Below are 18,905 nucleotides of genomic sequence, written 5' to 3'. Positions count from 1 at the left end.
GGTATGGCATGACCGGTCCCAGCGGCTTGCTTGCGGCGGTGGCGGTCACTTAGAAAGCCGCTGTTCGCCACTCCATGCCGAATGGGCTTGTCGCCCTTGCCTGGCAAGCGCAGCGCGCTATAAAAACAGGAGTTTTGACGAGCGCGGGGCGGCGCGGCCTTTTAAGGCGCCCCGGCCCCGCGCCGGCCGGCCCTGCCACTACGGCCGGGCGAGCAGGCTGTCCAGCGCGCGCACATCCTCGTCGGTGAGCGTGCCTGCCGCCTGGCGCAGCTTGAGCGACACCAGCAACACGTTGTAGCGCGCCTGGGCCAGGTCGCGCTGCGTCTGGTAGAGCTGGCTCTGTGCATTCAGCACGTCGATGTTGACGCGCACGCCCACCTGGTAGCCGAGCTGGTTGGCCTCCAGCGCGCTGCGGCTGGAAGCCTCGGCCGCCTCCAGCGCGGCGACCTGGCTGGTGCCGGACTGCACGCCGAAGTACGCCGATCGGGCGGCCTGGGCCACGCTGCGGCGCGCGTTGTCCAGATCGGCCACGGCCTTGTCTTCCAGCGACAGGGTCTCCTTGATGCGGTTCTGTACGGCAAAGCCGGCGAACAGAGGCAGGTTCAAGGAGACGCCCACCGTCGCGTTCTTCACGCGGGAGTTCACGTTGGGGATCGTGGGCGTACCGTTGGGGTTGCGCTGGACGGCGTAGCCGGCCTGCAGGTCCACCGTTGGCAGGTGACCGGTCTCGGCCTTGCGGGTCTCCAGCCGTGCCACGTCCAGGGCCACGGTGGCCTGCCGCACCTGGGGCTGCTGTTCCTCGGCGCGGCGCACCCACGCGTTCACGTCCGCCGGCAACACCGGCGGCAGGCGCACGGGCTGCGCGAGGGGCAGGGGGGCGACGGCGGGGCGGCCCACGATCTGGTCCAGCGCCAGGCGGCGGACCTGCAATTCGTTGGTGGCGGCGATTTCCTGCGCAGTGACCAGGTCGTAGCGGGCCTGGGCCTCGTGCGTGTCGGTGATGGTGGCGTTGCCCAGTTCGAAATTGCGCTGCGCGGACGCCCGCTGTTCCGACACGGCGGCTTTCTGTACCTGCAATACGCCCAGCGTGTCCTGTGCGGACAGCACGTCGAAGTAGGCCTGGCTGACGCGCACCAGCAGGTCCTGGCTGGCAGCGTCCAGCTGGGCCTGGGCCAGCTCGATACTGCGCTGGCCCTGCTCGAAAGTGATGCGGTTGGCCGGGCGGTACAGCGGCTGCGAGGCCTGCAGGCCGGCCGACTGGGACGGCGCGCTCAGGTCCAGCGGCGGCCGGTTGACATCCGTATGGGCGTACGAGGCGCTGCCGGTGAGCCCGACGCTGGGCAGCAGCCCGGCACGGGCCTGCTCGGCGCGGCTGACGGTGGCGTCGTATTGCGACCGGGCGGCCTGCCACGGCGCGTCGTAGGCTCGCGCCCATTCGACCAGCTGCGACAGGCTCTGCGCCTGGACCGGCATGCTGCCCAGCAGGAGGAAAGCCAGCGCCGCCGCCCAGTCCAGCCGCCCGAGGGCGGACCGGCGTTTGGCGAGGCTGTGCGGGGGCCGGAGGCCGTGAAGCGCGCGCGCTGGCAGCGCGACAGAGAGCCGCTTGCGGTGGGTCATGAAGTCCTTCGGAAGGTCTGCGTGATCGGGCGCCAGCCCATCCCTCAGTAGCGCGGGACGGCCGGGTCGCGCTCGTGCGACCAGGCGTCGATGCCACCGGTGATGTTGGCGATCTGCTCGTAACCGTGGTGTTCCAGAAACTGTGCGACCCGCAGGCTGCGCATGCCGTGGTGGCACAGGCAGGCGATGGGGCGGGCTGGATCGAGCTCGGCCAGCCGCTCGGGCAACTGGCCCATGGGAATGGCGGCAAGCTCGAAGCCTTCGGGAGACACGCTGGCGGTCTGCAGTTCCCACGGTTCGCGCACATCCAGCACCACCGGGCGGCTGCCTTCAGGGGTGGCGGCCAGCCAGTCGGCGAGCTGGGCGGGGCGAACGTGGTCGATCATGCGGGTGCTTCCAGAAGGACGGGGTCAGAAGGTGAAGCGGGACGGCTCGGGGAAGCTCTGCAGGCGCGGAGCGATGGTGTCCCAGGGCGTGGTCGTCTCGAAGCGGTCGCCGGTACGGCGCACGAAGGTGGCGCGCATCATCGGCTCGCTGCCCACGACGGCCGCCAGCCGGCCGCCATCGCGCAGCTGGGACAGCAGCTGCTGCGGCACTTCGGCCACGGAGCCGCTGAGCACGATCACGTCGAACGGACCGTCCGCGGTCTGCTCCAGGGCACCGTCGGCCTGGCGTACGTCGACGTTGTGCACGCCAGCGCTGCGCAGGTTCTCACGGGCGAACTCCACCAGATCGGGAACGATCTCCAGCGTCACCACGCGCTCGGCGCGGTATGCCAGCAGCGCGGCCATGTAGCCCGAGCCGGCGCCGATTTCGAGCACGCGGTCGGTGGGCTTGACCTGCAGGTCCTGCAGCAGGCGCGCCTCGACGCGCGGTGCCAGCATGACCTGGCCCAGGCGCACGGCCTCTTCGGTGGAGCCGTTGAGGGGGATTTCGGTGTCCATGAAGGCCATGCCGCGGTAGGCCGGCGGCACGAAGTCCTCGCGGCGCACGATGGACAGCAGCTCCAGCACCAGCGGATCGAGCACGTTCCACGGGCGGATCTGCTGCTCGATCATGTTGTATCGGGCTTGCGCGACGGGGTCGCCAATATCGGCGGACGTGTTCAGAGGCATGTTCATGGGGTACTCCGGAGGTCGTATCGCTGTTCAGACAAACCGCTGATTTTAGGCTGGCCGGGTGGCCAGGCCCAGCAGGATGTTGTCCACCTGGACACGGATGTACTCCTGGGGAGAAAACCGGTCGGCGTCGGGCATGCACAGCCCGAAGGAGTGCTGCCACATCATCAGGAAGGCGAGAGGGGCCTCGACCAGGTAGACGGCGTACTCGAGATCCATGCGCCGGAACTCGCCGCGCTCCATGCCGCGCTGCAGGATGCGGCGGACCAGATCACGGGCCGGCTCCACCACTTCCTGGCGGTAGAACCGGGCCAGTTCGGGGAAATTGTTGGCTTCGCTGAGCATCAGCTTGTCGAGCGCGCCGGCCTTGGTGGCGCCCACGTGCTCCCACCAGGTGGCAAAGCAGTAGCGCAGCAGTTCGGAGGTGTTGTCCTCGTAGGCTTCCAGCTCCAGATCCCACTCCACGAAGCGGTCGGCGATGTTGCGGCGCACCACCTCCTTGAACAGCTCTTCCTTGCTGGGAAAGTAGAGAAACAGCGTGCCCTTGGAGACGCCCGCCCGCGCGGCGACTTCTTCGACCTTGGTGGCGGCGAACCCCTTCTCGACGAACAGGTCCAGCGCCGCACTCAGCAGCTCGCCGGGGCGGGCCTCCTTGCGGCGGCCTCGCTTCGGGGCGGCTTCCGTCGCCGGTGCGGAGGAGGGGGAACTGGATGGCATCTCGTTAATGACTGACTGGTTAGTAATGTAGCAATCCCGTCCGGGAGCGTCAATTGCGGGCCGCTTTCATAATGGCCGCATCACACGACTTTGCAGGAAACGGACCATGAGCGAGCAGACGATCACCCTGGGCGGTGGGTGTTTCTGGTGCACCGAGGCGGTGTTCGACCGGGTGCGCGGCATCACCGACGTAGAAAGCGGCTACGCCAACGGCGACCTGCCAGCCCCGACCTATGAACAGATCTGCACCGGCACCACGGGCCACGCCGAGGTGGTGAAGCTCACGTTCGCCCCCGCGGTGATCGGCGTGCGCGAGATCCTGGAGATCTTCTTCGCCACCCACGACCCGACCACGCTCAACCGCCAGGGCAACGACGTCGGCACGCAGTACCGCAGCGGCATCTACTACAGCGATCCGGCCCACAGGCAGGTCGCCGAAGAGCTGCTGCGCCAGATTGGCCAAGACCAGCTCTTCGGCGCCCCGGTGGTGACCGAACTGGAACCGCTGCGCAGCTACTGGCCGGCAGAGGCCTACCACCAGGATTACTTTGCCAACCACCCGAACCAGGGCTACTGCGCCTTCGTGGTGGGACCTAAGGTGGAGAAGTTTCGCAAGACCTTCGCCCACCACCTGAAGCCGGACGCCTGACGCACACGGCGGTGCCGCGGGGCAGGGCGGGCACCGTTGTGGCCTCGCGATACGCATCCCGATACGCCGGGAGCAGCGAGACACCGGCCATATGCGGCGATAATGCAACCCGATTGCGTTATCTCTGCGCCCGATGCCCCGGTCCCATCCTCTCCCCCCGTCCTTGACTCTGCCGCCCGGCCTGCGTTCCACGCGGGCCACGCGCGCAGTACTGGCCCTGCTGCAGTCGCAGCCGGGCGTGTCCTGGTCGGAGTCCGAGGTCGAGGCGGCACTGGTGCACGACGGCGTGGCGGTCAACCGTGTCACCGTCTACCGGCTGCTGGACCGGCTGGCATCCGCCGGCCTGCTGCGCCGCCAGGTGGACAGCCAGCGGGTGGCCCGCTTCGCGTTGGCCGCAGCGGATGCCGAAGGGCCTACGCCCCATTTCGAATGTGACGACTGCCACCGGCAGTTCGCCCTGGCCGAAGGCTCCGAGCGCATGCAGGGCGCCATGCGCCAGATGCTCAAGGCACTGGCCTCCGCGGGCCACCAGGATCTGGCGGTGGATATCGCCGTGCGCGGCCGGTGCGCGGGCTGCGCCCATCCGGACGGTGCGGCCGCATGATCCGTACCCACGCGCTCTCCTTCGCCTACCGCGGCACGCCGCAGACGCTGCGGTTTCCCGATGTGGACGTGCCGCAAGGCGGCCGGCTGCTGCTGCAAGGCCGTTCCGGCGCCGGCAAGTCGACCTGGCTGGCGCTGGTGGCCGGGCTGCGCACGCCTGCGCAGGGCACGCTGGAGGTGGCAGGCCAGGATCTGGCGGCCTTGCCCGCGGCGCGGCGCGATGTCTGGCGGGCCGCGAGCGTCGGTTTCCTGCCGCAGCGGCTGCACCTGAGCGCCGCCTTGACGGTGGCCGGCAACCTGTCGCTGCCTTTCTTCGCCGCAGGGCGGGTGGTGGATGACGCCGCCATCCGGGCCGCGCTGCAGCGTCTGGATCTGGCCGCGCTGTCCGGCCGGCGCCCGCACGAGTTGTCGGGCGGGCAGGCGCAGCGCGTGGCGCTGGCGCGGGCCGTGCTGCTGCAACCCCGGGTGCTCCTGGCCGACGAGCCGACGGCCAGTTTGGACGACGCCTCCGCCGCGGCGGCCCTGGCCCTGCTGCAGGAGAGCGCTGCGGCCTGCGGCGCCACCCTGGTCGTTGCCACCCACGATCAGCGCGCTGCGCGGTGGCTGCAGCGCCAGGCGGGCACGCAGACCCTGTCGCTGGATGCGGTTGCAAGCCAAAATGGCCTGGAGCCCTTGTCTGACAAGCGCGAGTAGCTATGAAAAGCATAGTTTCCATCGCCGCGCTGTCCTGGCGCTATCTGTGGTCCCGGCCGCTCGCCGCAGCGCTCAACCTGCTGCTGCTGACGCTGGGCCTGGCCGCCATCACGCTGGTGCTGCAGGTCAGCACGCAGATCGACCAGGCTTTCGAGCGCGACGTGCAGGGCATCGACCTGGTCGTCGGAGCCAAGGGCAGCCCGCTGCAGCTCATCCTCGCGGGCGTGTTCCACATCGATGTGCCGCCGGGCAATATCGCCTTGGCGGATTTCGAGGCGCTGCGCAGCAACCCCCAGGTGGCGCAGGCGATTCCGCTCAGCCTGGGCGACAGCTTTGCCGGCTACCGGATCGTCGGCACCACGCCCGAATACCCCGCCCATTACCAGGCCACGATGGCGGAGGGCGCGATGTGGCAGGCGCCGATGCAGGCCGTGCTCGGCGCCACCGTGGCGCGCGCCATGGCACAAGGCTCACCCAGCGCGGCGCCCGGCGGGCCGCTGGTGGGACGGCAGTTCGTGGGCAGCCACGGGCTGGCGGGCGGCGGCCACGCCCACGGGGACCATCCCTACACCGTCTCTGGCGTGCTCGCCCCCTGCGGCTGTGTCATCGACCGCCTGGTGCTCACGTCCACCGAGTCGGTCTGGCAGGTGCATGAAACGGCGCAGGCCGACGACCCCGAAGACCTGGCCGTGCTGCGCGAAGAGCGCGAAGTGACCCTGGCCCTGGTGCGCTACCGCACGCCACTGGCGGCGGTGACCCTGCCGCGCACTATCAACGCCAACACCCCCATGCAGGCCGCCGCCCCGGCCATTGAGATCACCCGCCTGGTGCGGCTGTTGGGCGTGGGCGCCGACGTGCTGCGCGCCCTGGGCGGCGTGCTGCTGGGCGTGGCGGCGCTGAGCGTTTTCATCGCCCTGTGGAATGCGGTGCGCGAGCGCCGGGCCGATCTGGCCATGCTGCGCATGCTCGGCGCCCCGCCGGCGCGCGTCGGCAGCCTGCTGCTGTGCGAAGCGCTGTGGCTGGCGCTGCTGGCCAGCCTGCTGGGCCTGGCCGGCGGCCATGCGCTCACGGCCCTGGTGGGGCAGCTGCTGCAGGCGCAGAACGCCATGCCCGTGTCCGGCGCCGTGTGGCTGCCGCAGGAATGGGCCGTGCCGGCGCTGGCTGCGGGCGTGGCCGCCGTGGCCGCCCTGGTGCCCGCCGTGCAGGCCTACCGCGTCGATGTGGCGCAGCTGCTGTCGCAGCCCTAGTGGATGCGTGGCACTGCGCGCCCTACCGTTTCCATCCCTCCCATTGAAAGGACGTTTTCCATGATCCAGAAATCCTTGCTCTCCGCCCTGGTGCTGGCACCGCTGCTCGCCCTGACCTCTGCCGCCCACGCGCAAGGCCACAGCGACAAGGAAACCCAGGCTGACATCGAACGCCACCGCGCCATGGCCGCCGCGCACGAGGCCGCCGTCAAGTGCCTGGAGTCGGGCAAGGGCCACGACCAGTGCCAGAAGGAACTGCAGGCCGCCTGCAAGAATCTCGCCATTGGCAAGTACTGCGGCATGCGCCACGTCCACTGAAACCCCTGAGGCGTGCCCTGGCGTGCGTGCTTGCGCCAGCGCATTCCTCGTTTTTCGGAGCCCGTCCATGATGACCTTGTCCCTCCCTCGCCGCCCCCTGGCCGTCGTCGCCCTGCTTGCCGTCCTGGCGGCAGAAGCCGGCAGCCAGCCGGCAGCGGCCCAGGCGCCGGGCGCGCCCGTGCTGTCGCCTCCGGTGGCCGGCGGGTTGCCGGCCGGGCAGGGCGCGGGTTACCACAGCCCCCAGAGCCCGATCAAGCCGCTGCCCCAGCGGGCCGACGTGGTGGCCTGGTCCACGCTCACCAACCTCGACAAGAAAACCCTGAAGACGCGCATCGAGCCCGTCTTCAATGCCGAGCAGAAGGCGCTCGACAAGACCGTGCAGCGCGTGCAGGGCTTCATGGTGCCCATGGATACCAAGCCGGGGCAGAAGCATTTCCTGCTGACCTCGGTGCCGCTGACCTGCGCGTTCTGCATTCCCGGCGGGCCCGAGAGCATGATCGAGGTGAAGGCCCGTTCGCCCGTGCGTTATTCGCTGGAGCCGGTCGTCGTGGAGGGCAAGTTCTTCACGCTGCTGGACGACCAGTACGGGCTGTTCTACCGCATGGTGGACGCGCGCCAGGTGGAATGACCGCCGCCGCTGCGCTGTGCCCCTGACCGGTTCCTTTCCGCCACCTTCTCATCCGATCTGACATGTCCCGCCCGCGGTCCGCACCGGTCATGACGCCACGCCCGTGGGCGGCGCGCCTGGCGTCATGGCTGCTGGCGCTATGCCTGGTGCTCAGCCCGGCACTGGGCCGCGTGCACCAGGTCGTGCACGGCGGCCCCTTGGGTGCGGCCGTGCCCACAGCGGCGCAGGCCCACGGCGCCACGGCGCAGGCGGCGAACCCCGGCCATGCCCACGGCAGCAGCATGCTGGAGGCGCTGTTCCACGGCCACGCCGGCAGCGACTGCAATCTGCTCGACCAGCTGCTCTTCGGCATGGCGCTGCTGCCCGTGCCGGTGTTGGCCGTGCTGCCGGGCGCCGAGCCGGCCCCCCACACCCCGCCCGCCACGGGCATCGGCGCGCGGCCGCAGCGCGCCTTCCTGGCCCGCGCGCCGCCAGGCTCCGGCCGCGCCTGAGCGCGCCTGCGTCCGCGGGTGCGGGCGCGTCGCCGGGCGGCCTTTTTCTTCCCTTCCTGTTTTTCCTTGGAATGCCTGTGCCTGCGCGCATGGGCCATGCCGTGGCTGGCGATCGATTCATCGATGGATCGATCCCGCGCCACCGCGTGGCCGCGTCCCCGTGTGGCAAGGGTCCGAGCCGTGAGTAGCCCTTCCTCCATTTTTTTGCCTTGCCATGAACCCTTCCTTCTTTCCCCAAGCGCCGCGCTCGCGCCGTATCGCCCTGCACCCGCTGGCCTGCGCGGTGCTCGTGCTGCTGGCCTCGTCCGGTGCGCACGCGCAGACCGCAGCAGCAACTGCTGCTGACGACGCCGCGGAGGCCCCCCGCGCACGCCTGTCCGAGGTCACCGTGACCGGCAACCCGCTGGGTGCCGATGCGGTCGTCACGCCGGCCGCTCAGCTCTCGGGCGACGGCCTGACGCTGCGCACGCAATCCACGCTCGGCCAGACGCTCGACGGTCTGCCCGGCGTGAGCAGCACCTACTTCGGCCCCAACGCCAGCCGGCCCATCATCCGCGGGTTGGACGGCGACCGCATCCGCGTGCTGCAGAACAGCGGCGCCACGCTGGACGCCTCGGCCCTGAGCTTCGACCATGCCGTGCCCACCGAGGCGCTGACCACCGAGCGCATCGAGGTGCTGCGCGGCCCGGCGGCGCTGCTCTATGGCGGCAGTGCCGTGGGCGGTGTGGTCAACGTGATCGACAACCGCATCCCGCGCGAACCCTTGAACGGTGTGGACGGCAAGGCCGAGGCCTCGGCCGCCACGGGCAGCCGCGAGCGCGCGGGCGCGGCCATGGTGGAAGGCGGCAACGACCGCTTTGCGTTGCATGCCGACGTGTTCGACCGCCGCACCGACGACGTGCGCGTGCCCACCGAACTGGCCTGTGAGAAACCCGGCTCGCCCAGCCTCGCGCAGCGCATCTGCAACTCGGCCAGCCACACGCGCGGTGGCGCGGTGGGCGGCACGGCGTTCTTCGACCGCGGCTACCTGGGCCTGTCGGCCAGCACCTACCGCAGCGACTACGGCACGGTGGCCGAGGACGATGTGACCATCGGCATGCGCTCCAACCGCTATGCGCTGGACGGCCTGTGGCGCATCGATGCGGGCCCGCTGCAAAGCGTGCGCGTGCAGGCCAGCCACACCGACTACCAGCACACCGAGTACGAGGGCGGCGAGCCCGGCACCACCTTCCGCAATGCCGGCAACGACCTGCGGGTGGAGGCGCGGCATGCCCCCATCGGACGGCTGCAGGGCGTGATCGGCATCCAGGCCGAGGCGGCGCGCTTTTCGGCCATCGGCGAAGAGGCCTTCGCGCCGCGCAGCCGCAGCCGCACCACGGCGCTGTTCGTGCATGAGGAACTGGGCACCGACTGGGGCAAGCTGACGTTCGGCGCCCGTACCGAGCGCGTCAGCGTCGAATCGTTCGGCAGCCCGGACATCGACCGGTTCACCGTCGGCAAGCGCGACTTCCATCCGCACAGCGCGGCCGTGGGCGCACTGGTGAATCTGACGCCGGCGTGGCAGCTGACCTCCAACCTCTCGTACACGCAGCGGGCGCCCAAGGACTACGAACTCTTCGCCAATGGCCCGCACGTGGCCACTGGCGCATGGGAGACGGGCGACGCCGGGCTGGGCCTGGAGAAGTCCACCAGCCTCGACGTTGGCGCCGCGTGGAAGAGCGGCCCGCACCGCTTCGCTGCCACCGCGTTCGTGAGCCAGTTCTCCAACTACATCGGCCTCACGCCTTCGGGCCAGCTGCGCTCGGAAGAGGGCGAGGTGGTGGCCGCCGGCACCGACGGCGCGCTGCCCGAATTCGTCTACCAGGGCGTGCGTGCGCGCTTCTACGGGCTCGAAGCCAGCGGCACGGTGCGCCTGGTGGGCGAGAGCGGATTGATGGCTCCGGCGTCTTCGGTGCTGGGCGACGCGTCCACGCTGGACCTGCAGCTGCGCGGCGACATCGTGCGCGCCACCAACCGCGACACCGGCGAGCCGCTGCCGCGCATCGCGCCGCTGCGCCTGGGCAGCACCCTGCTGTGGTCCCGCGGCCCGTGGCGCGCCGGCCTGGGCTTCGACTACCTGGCCGCCCAGAGCCGCGTGCCCGCCGACGGCACCCGCGCCACGGGCGCCTACACGCTGTGGAACGCCTCGCTGGGCTACCGCACGCAGTGGCAGTTCGGCGCGCAGCGCATCGACGTGCTGTGGTATGCGCGCCTGGACAACATCACCGACAAGCTGGCCTACAGCGCCACGTCGATCCTGACGACCACCGCGTTCCCCAAGGCACCGCTGCCGGGCCGCAGCCTGAAGGTGGGTGTCAAGGTGGACTTCTGACGGGAACATGAGCGCAAGCCCGTGCGCCCGGCGGGGTGGCCCGGGCGGCATCGCATGTCCTCGGTGCCGCCCGGGCAGCCGCATCGGCACCCGCATGGCAGAGGCGTCCCGCAGCGCGGAAACGGGCTGGTCGCCGATGCCATTGCTTGCACCTCGGCGGGCCTCGGCGCACTAGACTCGCAGGCATGTTCCTCGATTACGACCCTGACGACATCGATGTGAAGATCTCGGAAATGCTCGTGGCCACGAGCGACTCCGCAGACCCTGAGCTGCCCGCCGCGGTGACGCAGGTGCTGCAGGCGCTGCGTACGCGCCTGGGCATGGATGTGGCGTTCGTCTCGCAGATCGCGGACGGCCGGCGCACCATCCAGGCCGTGGACAGCGCGCCCGACTTCGCGCCGCTGCAGGCCGGCATGTCCGACCCGGTGGAAGAGAGCTGGTGCCAGTACGTGGTGGAAGGCCGCCTGCCCGAGGTCATGCGGGATGCGCGCGAATATGTCGCTGCAGGCAAGGCGCCCGACCCGGGCATTCCCATCGGCACCCACCTGAGCACGCCCGTGCGGCTGGAAGGCGGTGGGGTCTACGGTACGCTGTGCTGCTTCAGCCGCACTCCGCAGGCGGAGGCAGACATCGGCCGCCTGCGCTACGTGGCCAACCTGCTGGCCGCCAAGCTGGTGCCGGGCGCCGGCGAGCGGTAGTGCTTCCGCCCGGTCGCCACGCCAGCGGGTGGTGGGGATGGTGGCGGTGGCGGTGACCGCAGTGCGCCGTCTGCGGGTGTAGTCGCGTGAAGTTGCGCGATCGGCCGAAAGCATGGCGCGATGGGGCAGGGCTGTGGGAGTGCGCACCGGCGGATAATCGGCGCTTTGCGTGCAGCGCCTGTCGGCTGCTGTTTCCATCCCGCCGCGTTGCGCAGCCGGCCGTCCCCCGAGTCCGTTCCCTTTTTGTGAATTCCCCCGTCTTCTCCTCGCTCATTCCGGTGCTGCTGAGCATCGGCATCGGCTTCGGCGCCGCCCGCATCGGGTGGGTCCGCGCCTCGGCCATCAAGGACCTTTCCAACATCGTCTTCCTGGTGCTGACGCCGGCGCTGCTGTTTCGCACGATGGCCGGCGTGCGCGTGCAGGATCTTGACTTCCAGCCGGTCGGCCTGTACTTCCTGGCCAGCGGCCTGGTGTTCGTGGGCACGATGGCGTTGTGCGGGTTCTCGACCCGCTCCGCCGCACGTGGCCTGGCGCAGATGTTCAGCAACACCCTGATGATCGGTGTGCCGCTGATCGGCCTGGTGTACGGCGAGCAGGGCCTCGTCACGCTGTTCACGCTGGTGTCGCTGCACGCGCTCATTCTGCTGACCTCGGCCACCGTCGTCTTCGAGCTGGCCGAGGCGCGTGAGCGCCAGCGCGCCGGGCTGGACGTGCCACGCTCCATGCTGCGCACGGTGCTGCAGGCGGTGCGCAACGGCATCGTGCACCCGGTGCCGCTGCCGATCCTGGCCGGACTGCTGCTGGCGCAGACCGGGCTGCATCTGCCCGAGGTGGTGGACAAGCCACTGCAGGTGCTGGGCGCCGCGCTGGGTCCCATCGCGCTGCTGCTGGTGGGCATCACCCTGGCGTACAGCAAGATCGGCCACCACTGGCGCGATGCACTGGGCATCGCCCTGGTCAAGAACCTGGTGCACCCCCTGCTGCTGTTCGCGCTGGCCTGGGCGATGGGCCTGTCGGGCCTGGCGGTGGCGGTGATGTTCGCGGCGGCCACGCTGCCGGTGGGCGCCAACGTGTTCCTCTTCACGCAGCGCTATGGCGTGATGCAGGAGGAGGTGTCTTCCAGCATCGCCATCTCCACCGCGCTGGCCATGATCACGCTGCCGCTGATGCTGCTGCTGGGGCAGCGGCTGCTTTAGGGAAAGCTATGAAAAATATAGCTGGTTGCGCTTGTTGGGCGCCAACTCTGGATATATAAGATCCTGAATCCCGCGCGCAGAAAGCGCAAGCAGCTCCTGCTTTCATAGCGAAACAGGGCCCGCAGCGGGGCCCGACCGCCGCCCGCTCAGGGCGCCAGTCGCTCGCGCACCCAGGCGCTGCCGCCGTCCTGGCGGTAGCGCAGCCGGTCGTGCAGGCGGCTCTTGCGGCCCTGCCAGAACTCCCACTGCTCGGGTTTCAGGCGGAAGCCTCCCCAGTGCGGCGGCCGCGGCGGCTGCAGCAGGAACTGCGCGCCGTACCTGGCGGCATTGGCCACCAGCACGCCCCGGCCGGAGATGACCTGGCTCTGCGGGCTGGCCCAGGCGCCGATGCGCGAGTCCAGCGGCCGGCTGGCGAAGTAGGCGTCGCTTTCCTCGTCGCTGACCTTCTCGACCGTGCCCTCGATGCGCACCACGCGCTCCAGCTCCACCCAATGAAACTGTAGCGCTGCGAACGGATTGCCCGCCAGCTGGCGGCCCTTGCGGCTGTCGTAGTTGGTGTACCAGACGATGCCGCGCGCGTCATAGCCCTTGATGAGCACGATGCGCGTGCTGGGCCGCAGATCGGCGCCCACGGTGGCCAGCGTCATGGCATTGGGCTCGGGCACCTGCGCCGCCAGGGCCTCGTTCAGCCACTGGTCGAACTGGCGCAGCGGATCAGCATGCGAGGCATCCTCGCCCAGTTCCGCGCGTTCGTAGCTCTTGCGCAGATCGGCGATCGAGGAAGACAGGGACGATGCGGAGGACGAGGAGGGTGAAGAAGAGGGCGGTGGGCTCATGTCGGCCATTGTGCCCCGGCGACATCGCCCCTGTGGGCATCAGCGCGCCTGGATCACCGCGCACGCCAGGCGCGCGCCGGCATTGCCTGTCGGCTGCGTCACGTAGTCGTCGGCCTGGGCGTGGACGATCAGGCCACGGCCCACGATGTCGGTGGAACTGCTGCCGACGCTGATGGTGCGCGATTCGAAGCTGAAGCGCGCCACGCCGTTGGCGTCCGCCACCAGGCTGGGCAGATCGCCCGCGTGGTGATCGCCATGGTCGTGCTGGCCGTGGGGCTTGGCCAGCGGGTTGAAGTGGCCGCCCGCGCTGTTGCCGTCGCCGCTGGAACAGTCGCCCTTTTCATGGATGTGGAAGCCGTGCTCCGTGTTCGGCGCCAAGCCGCGCACCTCGCCGCTCACGCGCACGGCATCGGCCTGCTGCACGAAGCGGACATCCCCGGTCACGGTGTTGCCACGGGTGGGCTCCAGCCGGGCGGTGGCAGCGGAGCCCGAGCCGGTATGGGCGCAGCCGGTGGCGGCCGCGGCTGCGGCGGTAGCCAGGATCAGGGAGAGAAGGCGGGCGGGATGGCGCATGGCGGTGCTCCTGTAACGGGTGGCGATCGGGAAGAGTGCGCGCAGTCTGCCTGCGCGCATCGGCACTGCGCGTCGGACGGCGCCGCGCCTCGGTCCGCTGCAAGCGAGCGGCGGGCAGGGCCCGGTCAGGGCTGCGCGCGCCGGTGGTCGGCGGCCAGGGCCAGCAGGCGGCCCAGGGCGCGATCGTCGATGCCCAGGCGGCGCAGCTCGTCGTAGGTGGCCTGGGCGTAGTCGCGCGTGGTGCCGTAGATGCCGCTGGCTTCGGCAAAGATGCGCCGGTACTCGTCGTCCGGCAGCACGCCTGCATGGCTGGGGCTGCGGCGCGAGAGGGTGAAGGCCAGCGCGCGGACCGGGCCGGCGCCGGTCTGGCAGACCAGCCAGCGCGGGTCGTACACGCCCAGCGCCATCTCGCGCTGCCACAGATTGATGAGCACCTGCCGCGCCTGCGCCGCCGGCACGCGAAAGACCATGCCGCGGCAGCTGCCGCCCGAGAGCATGCCGAACACCAGCCCTGGGCAATCCGGCGTGCCGCGGTTGAGGCGGCTCCACATCTTGAGCGCGCGGTGCCAGCCGTGCACCTTGGCGGCACGCCGCTCGGCAAAGTCGAAGTCCGGCCGCCAGATCAGCGAGCCGTAGCCGAAGATCCACACGTCGCTCTGTCCGCCCCATTCGGCCAGGGTGCGCTCCAGCATCGGTGCGGGGTCGCGGATGGGGGCGGCGATCGTCGGCATGGCGAGATTTACAATTTGCGGTTTTGTCCCAACGTCCATTATTTACGGAGTCACCATGTCCTTCAGCAGTTCCGACGACGACAGCCAGCAGCGTTTCGCCCTCGGGTTCCTTTTCGCGTTGATCGCGCTGGTGGTGTCCACGGTGGTGGGCGTGACGGTCTACAAGCAGCGGGCTGCCGCGCGCGCCCCCGTGGTCGAGCCCGCGGCCGTGGTGGTGGCCCCGGCCGGCACGCTGGTGGTGGCCGAGGACGAAGTCGCCCGCATCGTGGTCGACGGCGGCGTGGTGCGCTTCTACTTCGCCACCGGCCGTGCCGATCTGGCGCCCGGTGCCGAGCCCGCCCTGGCCGACCTGGCCCGCGCCGTGGCCGAGGGCCGCTCGGTCGTGGTGTCGGGCTTCCATGACGCCACCGGCGACGCCGTGGCCAATGCCGAACTCGCCAAGAACCGTGCCCTGGCCGTGCGCGATGCGCTCAAGGCGGCCGGCGTGCCCGACGACAAGATCGAACTGCGCAAGCCCGAAGTCACGCAGGCCGGTGGCAACAACGCCGAGGCCCGCCGCGTCGAAGTCACTCTCGCATCCCAGTGAACGTGCCGGACGGCCGCACCGGCCTGTCCAGTCAACGCAAAAAGAAGCCCGGTCCGCCGGGCTTTTTTCATGGGCATCGGCGGTGCAGAAGCCGCAGCCTGCCCGAGTCCGCCGATGCGAGCGGCGCGGTGATTCGGGCAGTCAGGTGCTGCCGCGGGGGACCAGCTCGTAGTCCAGCGCAATGCAGCCGGGCTGGGGCACGGTCCCGCGCATCATGCCCAGCAGCATTGTGGCGCCGGCGCGGCCGACCTCGCTGCGCGGTGTGCGCACCGTGGTCAGCGGCGGCACCATCTGGTCGCTGCCGGCCAGGTCGTTGAATCCGGCGATGGCGATGCGTTGCGGCACCGCGATCTGCAGCCGGTTGGCTGCCAGCAGTCCGCCCTGGGCGATGTCGTCGTTGCAGAAGAAGATCGCGTCGATATCGGGCGTGCGCTGCAGCATCTCCTCGAACAGCCGCGCGCCCAGAGCGACGGACGAGCGCTCGGGGCTGAGCGTTTCCAGCCGCGGGTCGTACAGGCCGGCCTCGCGCAGGGCGCGGCGGTAGCCTTCGGCGCGCTGCATCACCCGAGGGTCGAGCTGGGCGCCGCAGAAGGCAATGCGCCGGCGCCCCCGCTCCAGCAGGTGGCGGGTGATGGCAGCGCCCGCATCCACCTGCGAAAAGCCCACGCAGGCCACGCCCGGCGCCGTGCTGGTTTCCATCAGGTGCACGCAGGGCACGCCGCTGCGCGCGATGAGCTGGCGCGATGCCTCGCTGCGGTCGAACCCGGTGACCAGCAGGCCGGCAGGGCGGTGGGGCAGGTAGGTGCGCAGCAGCAGTTCCTCTTCTGCAGCGTCGTAGTGCGTGACCCCAATCAAGGGCTGGAATCCCTCGGGGAACAGCGTGCGGTGCACGGCCTCCAGCAGGTCGACGAACAAGGTGTTGGACAGGAGCGGCACCAGCACCAGCACCTGCGTGCTGCGCTGGGAGGCGAGCGCGCGGGCGGCCGGATCGGGCACATAGCCCAGCTGGTCCGCCGCTTCGCGCACGCGCTGGGCGAGGGCGGCGTCCACGCTGCGCTCGCCGCGCAAGGCGCGCGAGACGGTGATCGGGCTGACGCCCGCGGCGCGAGCGACGTCATCCAGGGTGATGCGGCCGCTGGAGCGGCGGGAGCGGCGAGAACCAGGGGGAACGGCGTTCAAGGGTAAATCCGGAGAAGGGTTGGCAGCATTGTTTCCTAAGATAGCGCTGTCCCTCACAGGGTAAACAAGGATGTCTGCCGTGGCGAGCCGTTGGATCACCGTCCAAGGCGCGCCGCTGCGGCTTCCTGCTCCGTCTTCATCGGCGGTGGTGCTTGCAAAAGCGCTGCCGCATTTTTTGATCATCAATGGATAGCGCTATCTCATCGACGCCACCCCATGCTATCGTGGTCATGGGCGTTTCCGGCTGCGGAAAGTCCAGCGTGGCAGCCGCTGCGGCCCATGCCCTGGGCTGGCGGCTGCACGAGGGCGACGCCTACCACTCGCCTGAGAGCGTGGCCAAGATGCGCGACGGGGTCGCCCTGACCGACGACGACCGTGCGGGCTGGCTCGAACGCCTGGCAGATCTGCTGGCGCAAGCCGGGCCGGAGCAGGGCGTGGTGCTGACGTGCTCGGCGCTACGCCGCAAATACCGCGACCGGCTGCGCGCCGCCCACCCCCACCTTGGCTTCGCCTTCCTGGCGCTGGACTACGACGCCGCCCTGGCGCGCGTACAGGCCCGGCCCGGCCACTTCTTCTCGCCCGCGCTGGTGGCCAACCAGTTCGCCACGCTCGAGTCGCCCGTGGGCGAGGCGGGTGTGCTGCCGCTGGACGCGACGCAGCCGATTGCCGCGCTGGCCGCTGCTGTGGTGGCCTGGGCACGGCCGGATGAGGCCGCCGTTGCCGGAGCCGCGGCAGACCTTTCGAATTCCCCCACTGGAGACCTGGCATGAGCAGCCATTCCCCCGATCCGCAAGCGCCGCAGCGGCGCAAACCGGCCCTGCAGCGGCTGGCCGAACTGTTCATGGTGCTGGCCCTGGCCGGCATGGTGGTGGCCGTGTTCCTGAACGTGGTGCTGCGCTACGTGTTCCACACCAGCATCGTGTCGTACGAGGAGATCGCGCGCCTGCTGTTCGTCTGGCTGGTGGCCATCGGCGCCATCGTCGCGGCTTTCGAGGGCAAGCACCTGGGCTTCGACATGCTGACCTCGCGCGTGAAGGGCGGCACCCGCAAGGGCCTGTTCTGGGCCAGCCAGGCGCTGGTGGCGCTGTGCATGGTGCTGCTGCTCAAGGGCTCCTGGGAGCAGGTGGTGGCCGGCATGAGCAGCTTCAGCACGGTGCTGGGCTACCCGCTGGCCCTGGGCGCCGCGGCCACGCTCGTGCTGGCTGCGGGCCTGTTGGCTGCGCTGGTGTTCGACCTGGTGCGCGGCGAGCCGCCGCAGCACGGCGACGCCGAGACCATCGAATAAGAGACCAGAGACGAGACCGCGCGCCATGATCGTTACCTTCATCTTCCTTGCCGTCCTGATCGGCGGCATGGTGATCGGCATGCCGATCGCCCATGCCCTGGTGCTCACGGGCGTTGCCCTGATGTGGCACCTGGACTTCTTCGACTCCCAGCTGCTGGCGCAGAACCTGCAGGCGGGCTTCGACAACTTTCCGCTGCTGGCGGTGCCGTTCTTCATCCTGGCCGGCGAGCTGATGAACGCGGGCGGCCTGTCGCGCCGCATCATCGACCTGGCGCGCGCGTTCTGCGGGCACATCCGCGGCGGCCTGGGCTTCGTGGCCATCGGCGCGGCCGTACTGCTGGCCTCGATGAGCGGCTCGGCCATCGCGGATACGGCGGCGCTCGCCACCATCCTGCTGCCCATGATGCGCCAGCAGAACTACCCGCCCAGCTACAGCGCGGGCCTGCTGGCGTCGGGCGGCATCATCGCGCCCATCATTCCGCCGTCGATGCCCTTCGTGATCTATGGCGTGACCACCAATACGTCGATCAGCAAGCTGTTCCTCTCGGGCGTGTTCCCCGGCCTGATGATGGGCCTGTTCCTGATCGCTGCCTGGTGGTGGATCGCCAAGAACAACCAGCTGCCCGCCATGGAGCGCGTGGGCTGGGGCGCCCGCCTGAAGGCGCTGCTGCACAGCTTCTGGGCCATGATGATGCCGGTCATCATCCTGGGCGGGCTGAAGGGCGGCATCTTCACGCCGACCGAGGCCGCCGTGGTGGCCGCCGTGTACGCGCTGTTCGTGTCGATGTTCGTTTACCGCGAGCTCACCTGGGCCCAGCTGTACGACGTGTTCCTGAACGCCGGCAAGACCACGGCCGTGGTGATGTTCCTGTGCGGGGCCGCCACCGTGACGGCCTACATGATCACCCTGGCCGACCTGCCCAACATGCTGGCCGACAGCTTCGCCGGCGTGATGGGCAACCCCGTCATGTTCATGGCGCTGATGATGGTCTTCCTGCTGGTCGTGGGCACCGCGATGGACCTCACGCCCACCATCCTGATCTTCGGCCCCGTGTGCGCGCCGCTGGCGGTCAAGGCCGGCATCGACCCGGTGTACTTCGGCTTCATGTTCATCTACGTGGGCTCGATCGGCCTGATCACGCCGCCCGTGGGCACGGTGCAGAACGTGGTGGCCGGGGTGGGGCGCCTGCGCATGGAGACCGTCATCAAGGGCACCACGCCGTTCCTGTTGATGTACGTGCTGCTGTTGGTGCTGTTCACCATCTTCCCGTCGCTGGTCATCACGCCCATGCGCTGGCTGCACTGAGCCCGGCCCTTCACCGCTTTCCGCTTTCCTTTTTCCCGTCACCCTTACCAACACACAGGAGAC

22 protein-coding genes are annotated in these 18,905 nt (G+C 69.7%); 14 read left to right on the top strand and 8 right to left on the bottom strand.

The genetic code is table 11. The annotated features are described in order from the left end of the window. Positions 1-198 precede the first annotated feature (198 nt). The 4 genes from QE399_RS16710 to QE399_RS16695 all read right to left on the bottom strand — a co-directional run bounded on the left by QE399_RS16710 (position 199) and on the right by QE399_RS16695 (position 3,452). Entirely contained in the window at positions 199-1,473 is a 1,275-nt protein-coding gene (locus QE399_RS16710; protein WP_309832148.1) for a TolC family outer membrane protein, read from the bottom strand. Positions 1,474-1,661: 188 nt separating this feature from the next. After that, complete coding sequence (locus QE399_RS16705) at positions 1,662-2,003, bottom strand: rhodanese-like domain-containing protein (protein ID WP_309830443.1); 342 nt, start codon at positions 2,001-2,003, stop codon at positions 1,662-1,664. A 24-nt stretch (positions 2,004-2,027) separates the two neighbouring features. Beyond that, a complete protein-coding gene (locus tag QE399_RS16700) occupies positions 2,028-2,738 on the bottom strand; it encodes a protein-L-isoaspartate O-methyltransferase family protein (RefSeq protein WP_309830441.1) in 711 nt (236 codons plus the stop codon). 45 nt (positions 2,739-2,783) lie between these two features. Next, a complete protein-coding gene (locus tag QE399_RS16695) occupies positions 2,784-3,452 on the bottom strand; it encodes a TetR/AcrR family transcriptional regulator (protein WP_309830439.1) in 669 nt (222 codons plus the stop codon). A 106-nt stretch (positions 3,453-3,558) separates the two neighbouring features. On the opposite strand from QE399_RS16695, the gene msrA reads away from it, so the two are divergent. The 10 genes from msrA (at position 3,559) to QE399_RS16645 (ending at position 12,346) form a co-directional block, all read left to right on the top strand. After that, positions 3,559-4,101, top strand: coding sequence for a peptide-methionine (S)-S-oxide reductase MsrA (gene msrA / locus QE399_RS16690; RefSeq protein WP_309830438.1), 543 nt, complete (start codon positions 3,559-3,561; stop codon positions 4,099-4,101). 181 nt (positions 4,102-4,282) lie between these two features. Then, a complete protein-coding gene (locus QE399_RS16685) occupies positions 4,283-4,705 on the top strand; it encodes a transcriptional repressor (RefSeq protein WP_309832147.1) in 423 nt (140 codons plus the stop codon). Further along, positions 4,702-5,397, top strand: coding sequence for an ABC transporter ATP-binding protein (locus QE399_RS16680; protein ID WP_309830437.1), 696 nt, complete (start codon positions 4,702-4,704; stop codon positions 5,395-5,397). The genes QE399_RS16685 and QE399_RS16680 overlap by 4 nt, the downstream gene beginning before the upstream one ends. 2 nt (positions 5,398-5,399) lie before the next feature. Next, complete coding sequence (locus tag QE399_RS16675; protein WP_309830435.1) at positions 5,400-6,644, top strand: FtsX-like permease family protein; 1,245 nt, start codon at positions 5,400-5,402, stop codon at positions 6,642-6,644. A 60-nt stretch (positions 6,645-6,704) separates the two neighbouring features. After that, positions 6,705-6,962, top strand: a complete 258-nt coding sequence (locus tag QE399_RS16670; RefSeq protein ID WP_309830433.1) for a hypothetical protein — start codon at positions 6,705-6,707, stop codon at positions 6,960-6,962. Positions 6,963-7,032: 70 nt separating this feature from the next. Next, positions 7,033-7,590 (top strand): DUF3299 domain-containing protein, encoded by a 558-nt coding sequence (locus tag QE399_RS16665; RefSeq protein WP_405044134.1) that lies wholly within the window; start codon positions 7,033-7,035, stop codon positions 7,588-7,590. A 62-nt stretch (positions 7,591-7,652) separates the two neighbouring features. Next, positions 7,653-8,081, top strand: coding sequence for a hypothetical protein (locus QE399_RS16660; RefSeq protein WP_309830429.1), 429 nt, complete (start codon positions 7,653-7,655; stop codon positions 8,079-8,081). A gap of 214 nt (positions 8,082-8,295) precedes the next feature. Next, positions 8,296-10,452: a TonB-dependent receptor gene (locus tag QE399_RS16655; RefSeq protein ID WP_309830427.1), complete on the top strand. Its 2,157-nt coding sequence runs from the start codon at positions 8,296-8,298 to the stop codon at positions 10,450-10,452. Positions 10,453-10,637: 185 nt separating this feature from the next. Continuing rightward, complete coding sequence (locus QE399_RS16650) at positions 10,638-11,150, top strand: GAF domain-containing protein (protein WP_309830425.1); 513 nt, start codon at positions 10,638-10,640, stop codon at positions 11,148-11,150. 245 nt (positions 11,151-11,395) lie between these two features. Further along, entirely contained in the window at positions 11,396-12,346 is a 951-nt protein-coding gene (locus QE399_RS16645; RefSeq protein WP_309830423.1) for an AEC family transporter, read from the top strand. A 146-nt stretch (positions 12,347-12,492) separates the two neighbouring features. Here QE399_RS16645 and pdxH read toward each other — a convergent pair whose 3' ends face one another. The 3 genes from pdxH to QE399_RS16630 all read right to left on the bottom strand — a co-directional run bounded on the left by pdxH (position 12,493) and on the right by QE399_RS16630 (position 14,486). Beyond that, complete coding sequence (gene pdxH / locus QE399_RS16640; RefSeq protein ID WP_309830421.1) at positions 12,493-13,182, bottom strand: pyridoxamine 5'-phosphate oxidase; 690 nt, start codon at positions 13,180-13,182, stop codon at positions 12,493-12,495. Positions 13,183-13,221: 39 nt separating this feature from the next. Further along, positions 13,222-13,755: a superoxide dismutase family protein gene (locus tag QE399_RS16635; RefSeq protein ID WP_309830419.1), complete on the bottom strand. Its 534-nt coding sequence runs from the start codon at positions 13,753-13,755 to the stop codon at positions 13,222-13,224. 125 nt (positions 13,756-13,880) lie between these two features. After that, the gene (locus QE399_RS16630; RefSeq protein WP_309830417.1) at positions 13,881-14,486 is read right to left on the bottom strand and encodes a gamma-glutamylcyclotransferase; all 606 of its coding nucleotides are present in this window, start codon (positions 14,484-14,486) and stop codon (positions 13,881-13,883) included. Between the two features lie 55 nt (positions 14,487-14,541). Here QE399_RS16630 and QE399_RS16625 point away from each other — a divergent pair, with 55 nt between their 5' ends. After that, the gene (locus QE399_RS16625) at positions 14,542-15,072 is read left to right on the top strand and encodes an OmpA family protein (protein WP_309830415.1); all 531 of its coding nucleotides are present in this window, start codon (positions 14,542-14,544) and stop codon (positions 15,070-15,072) included. Between the two features lie 141 nt (positions 15,073-15,213). Here QE399_RS16625 and gntR read toward each other — a convergent pair whose 3' ends face one another. After that, complete coding sequence (gntR, locus tag QE399_RS16620) at positions 15,214-16,251, bottom strand: HTH-type transcriptional regulator GntR (RefSeq protein ID WP_309830413.1); 1,038 nt, start codon at positions 16,249-16,251, stop codon at positions 15,214-15,216. 185 nt (positions 16,252-16,436) lie between these two features. On the opposite strand from gntR, the gene QE399_RS16615 reads away from it, so the two are divergent. From QE399_RS16615 to QE399_RS16605, 3 genes are read left to right on the top strand one after another with little or no spacing between them, the layout of a single operon-like run. Then, on the top strand, positions 16,437-17,021 hold the full coding sequence (locus tag QE399_RS16615; RefSeq protein ID WP_405043810.1) for a gluconokinase: 585 nt from the start codon (positions 16,437-16,439) through the stop codon (positions 17,019-17,021). Then, on the top strand, positions 17,018-17,536 hold the full coding sequence (locus QE399_RS16610; RefSeq protein ID WP_309830409.1) for a TRAP transporter small permease: 519 nt from the start codon (positions 17,018-17,020) through the stop codon (positions 17,534-17,536). The genes QE399_RS16615 and QE399_RS16610 overlap by 4 nt, the downstream gene beginning before the upstream one ends. Positions 17,537-17,561: 25 nt before the next feature. Beyond that, complete coding sequence (locus QE399_RS16605) at positions 17,562-18,842, top strand: TRAP transporter large permease (protein ID WP_309830406.1); 1,281 nt, start codon at positions 17,562-17,564, stop codon at positions 18,840-18,842. Positions 18,843-18,905: the final 63 nt, after the last annotated feature.

The sequence above is a fragment of the Paracidovorax wautersii genome (assembly GCF_031453675.1).
Taxonomy (GTDB): Bacteria; Pseudomonadota; Gammaproteobacteria; order Burkholderiales; family Burkholderiaceae_C; genus Paracidovorax.
This window is presented reverse-complemented; position numbering and strand designations above follow the sequence as displayed.

Bases quoted from the DNA above. Each gene is read 5' to 3' on its own strand.
- QE399_RS16635 (WP_309830419.1), bottom strand. From the start codon at position 13,755: ATGCGCCATCCCGCCCGCCTTCTCTCCCTGATCCTGGCTACCGCCGCA.
- QE399_RS16605 (WP_309830406.1), top strand. From the start codon at position 17,562: ATGATCGTTACCTTCATCTTCCTTGCCGTCCTGATCGGCGGCATGGTG.
- QE399_RS16625 (WP_309830415.1), top strand. From the start codon at position 14,542: ATGTCCTTCAGCAGTTCCGACGACGACAGCCAGCAGCGTTTCGCCCTC.
- msrA (WP_309830438.1), top strand. From the start codon at position 3,559: ATGAGCGAGCAGACGATCACCCTGGGCGGTGGGTGTTTCTGGTGCACC.
- QE399_RS16660 (WP_309830429.1), top strand. From the start codon at position 7,653: ATGTCCCGCCCGCGGTCCGCACCGGTCATGACGCCACGCCCGTGGGCG.
- QE399_RS16675 (WP_309830435.1), top strand. From the start codon at position 5,400: ATGAAAAGCATAGTTTCCATCGCCGCGCTGTCCTGGCGCTATCTGTGG.
- QE399_RS16710 (WP_309832148.1), bottom strand. From the start codon at position 1,473: ATGCCGGTCCAGGCGCAGAGCCTGTCGCAGCTGGTCGAATGGGCGCGA.
- QE399_RS16610 (WP_309830409.1), top strand. From the start codon at position 17,018: ATGAGCAGCCATTCCCCCGATCCGCAAGCGCCGCAGCGGCGCAAACCG.
- QE399_RS16665 (WP_405044134.1), top strand. From the start codon at position 7,033: ATGACCTTGTCCCTCCCTCGCCGCCCCCTGGCCGTCGTCGCCCTGCTT.
- pdxH (WP_309830421.1), bottom strand. From the start codon at position 13,182: ATGAGCCCACCGCCCTCTTCTTCACCCTCCTCGTCCTCCGCATCGTCC.
- QE399_RS16670 (WP_309830433.1), top strand. From the start codon at position 6,705: ATGATCCAGAAATCCTTGCTCTCCGCCCTGGTGCTGGCACCGCTGCTC.
- QE399_RS16630 (WP_309830417.1), bottom strand. From the start codon at position 14,486: ATGCCGACGATCGCCGCCCCCATCCGCGACCCCGCACCGATGCTGGAG.
- QE399_RS16705 (WP_309830443.1), bottom strand. From the start codon at position 2,003: ATGATCGACCACGTTCGCCCCGCCCAGCTCGCCGACTGGCTGGCCGCC.
- QE399_RS16655 (WP_309830427.1), top strand. From the start codon at position 8,296: ATGAACCCTTCCTTCTTTCCCCAAGCGCCGCGCTCGCGCCGTATCGCC.
- QE399_RS16695 (WP_309830439.1), bottom strand. From the start codon at position 3,452: ATGCCATCCAGTTCCCCCTCCTCCGCACCGGCGACGGAAGCCGCCCCG.
- QE399_RS16680 (WP_309830437.1), top strand. From the start codon at position 4,702: ATGATCCGTACCCACGCGCTCTCCTTCGCCTACCGCGGCACGCCGCAG.
- QE399_RS16650 (WP_309830425.1), top strand. From the start codon at position 10,638: ATGTTCCTCGATTACGACCCTGACGACATCGATGTGAAGATCTCGGAA.
- QE399_RS16615 (WP_405043810.1), top strand. From the start codon at position 16,437: ATGGATAGCGCTATCTCATCGACGCCACCCCATGCTATCGTGGTCATG.
- QE399_RS16700 (WP_309830441.1), bottom strand. From the start codon at position 2,738: ATGAACATGCCTCTGAACACGTCCGCCGATATTGGCGACCCCGTCGCG.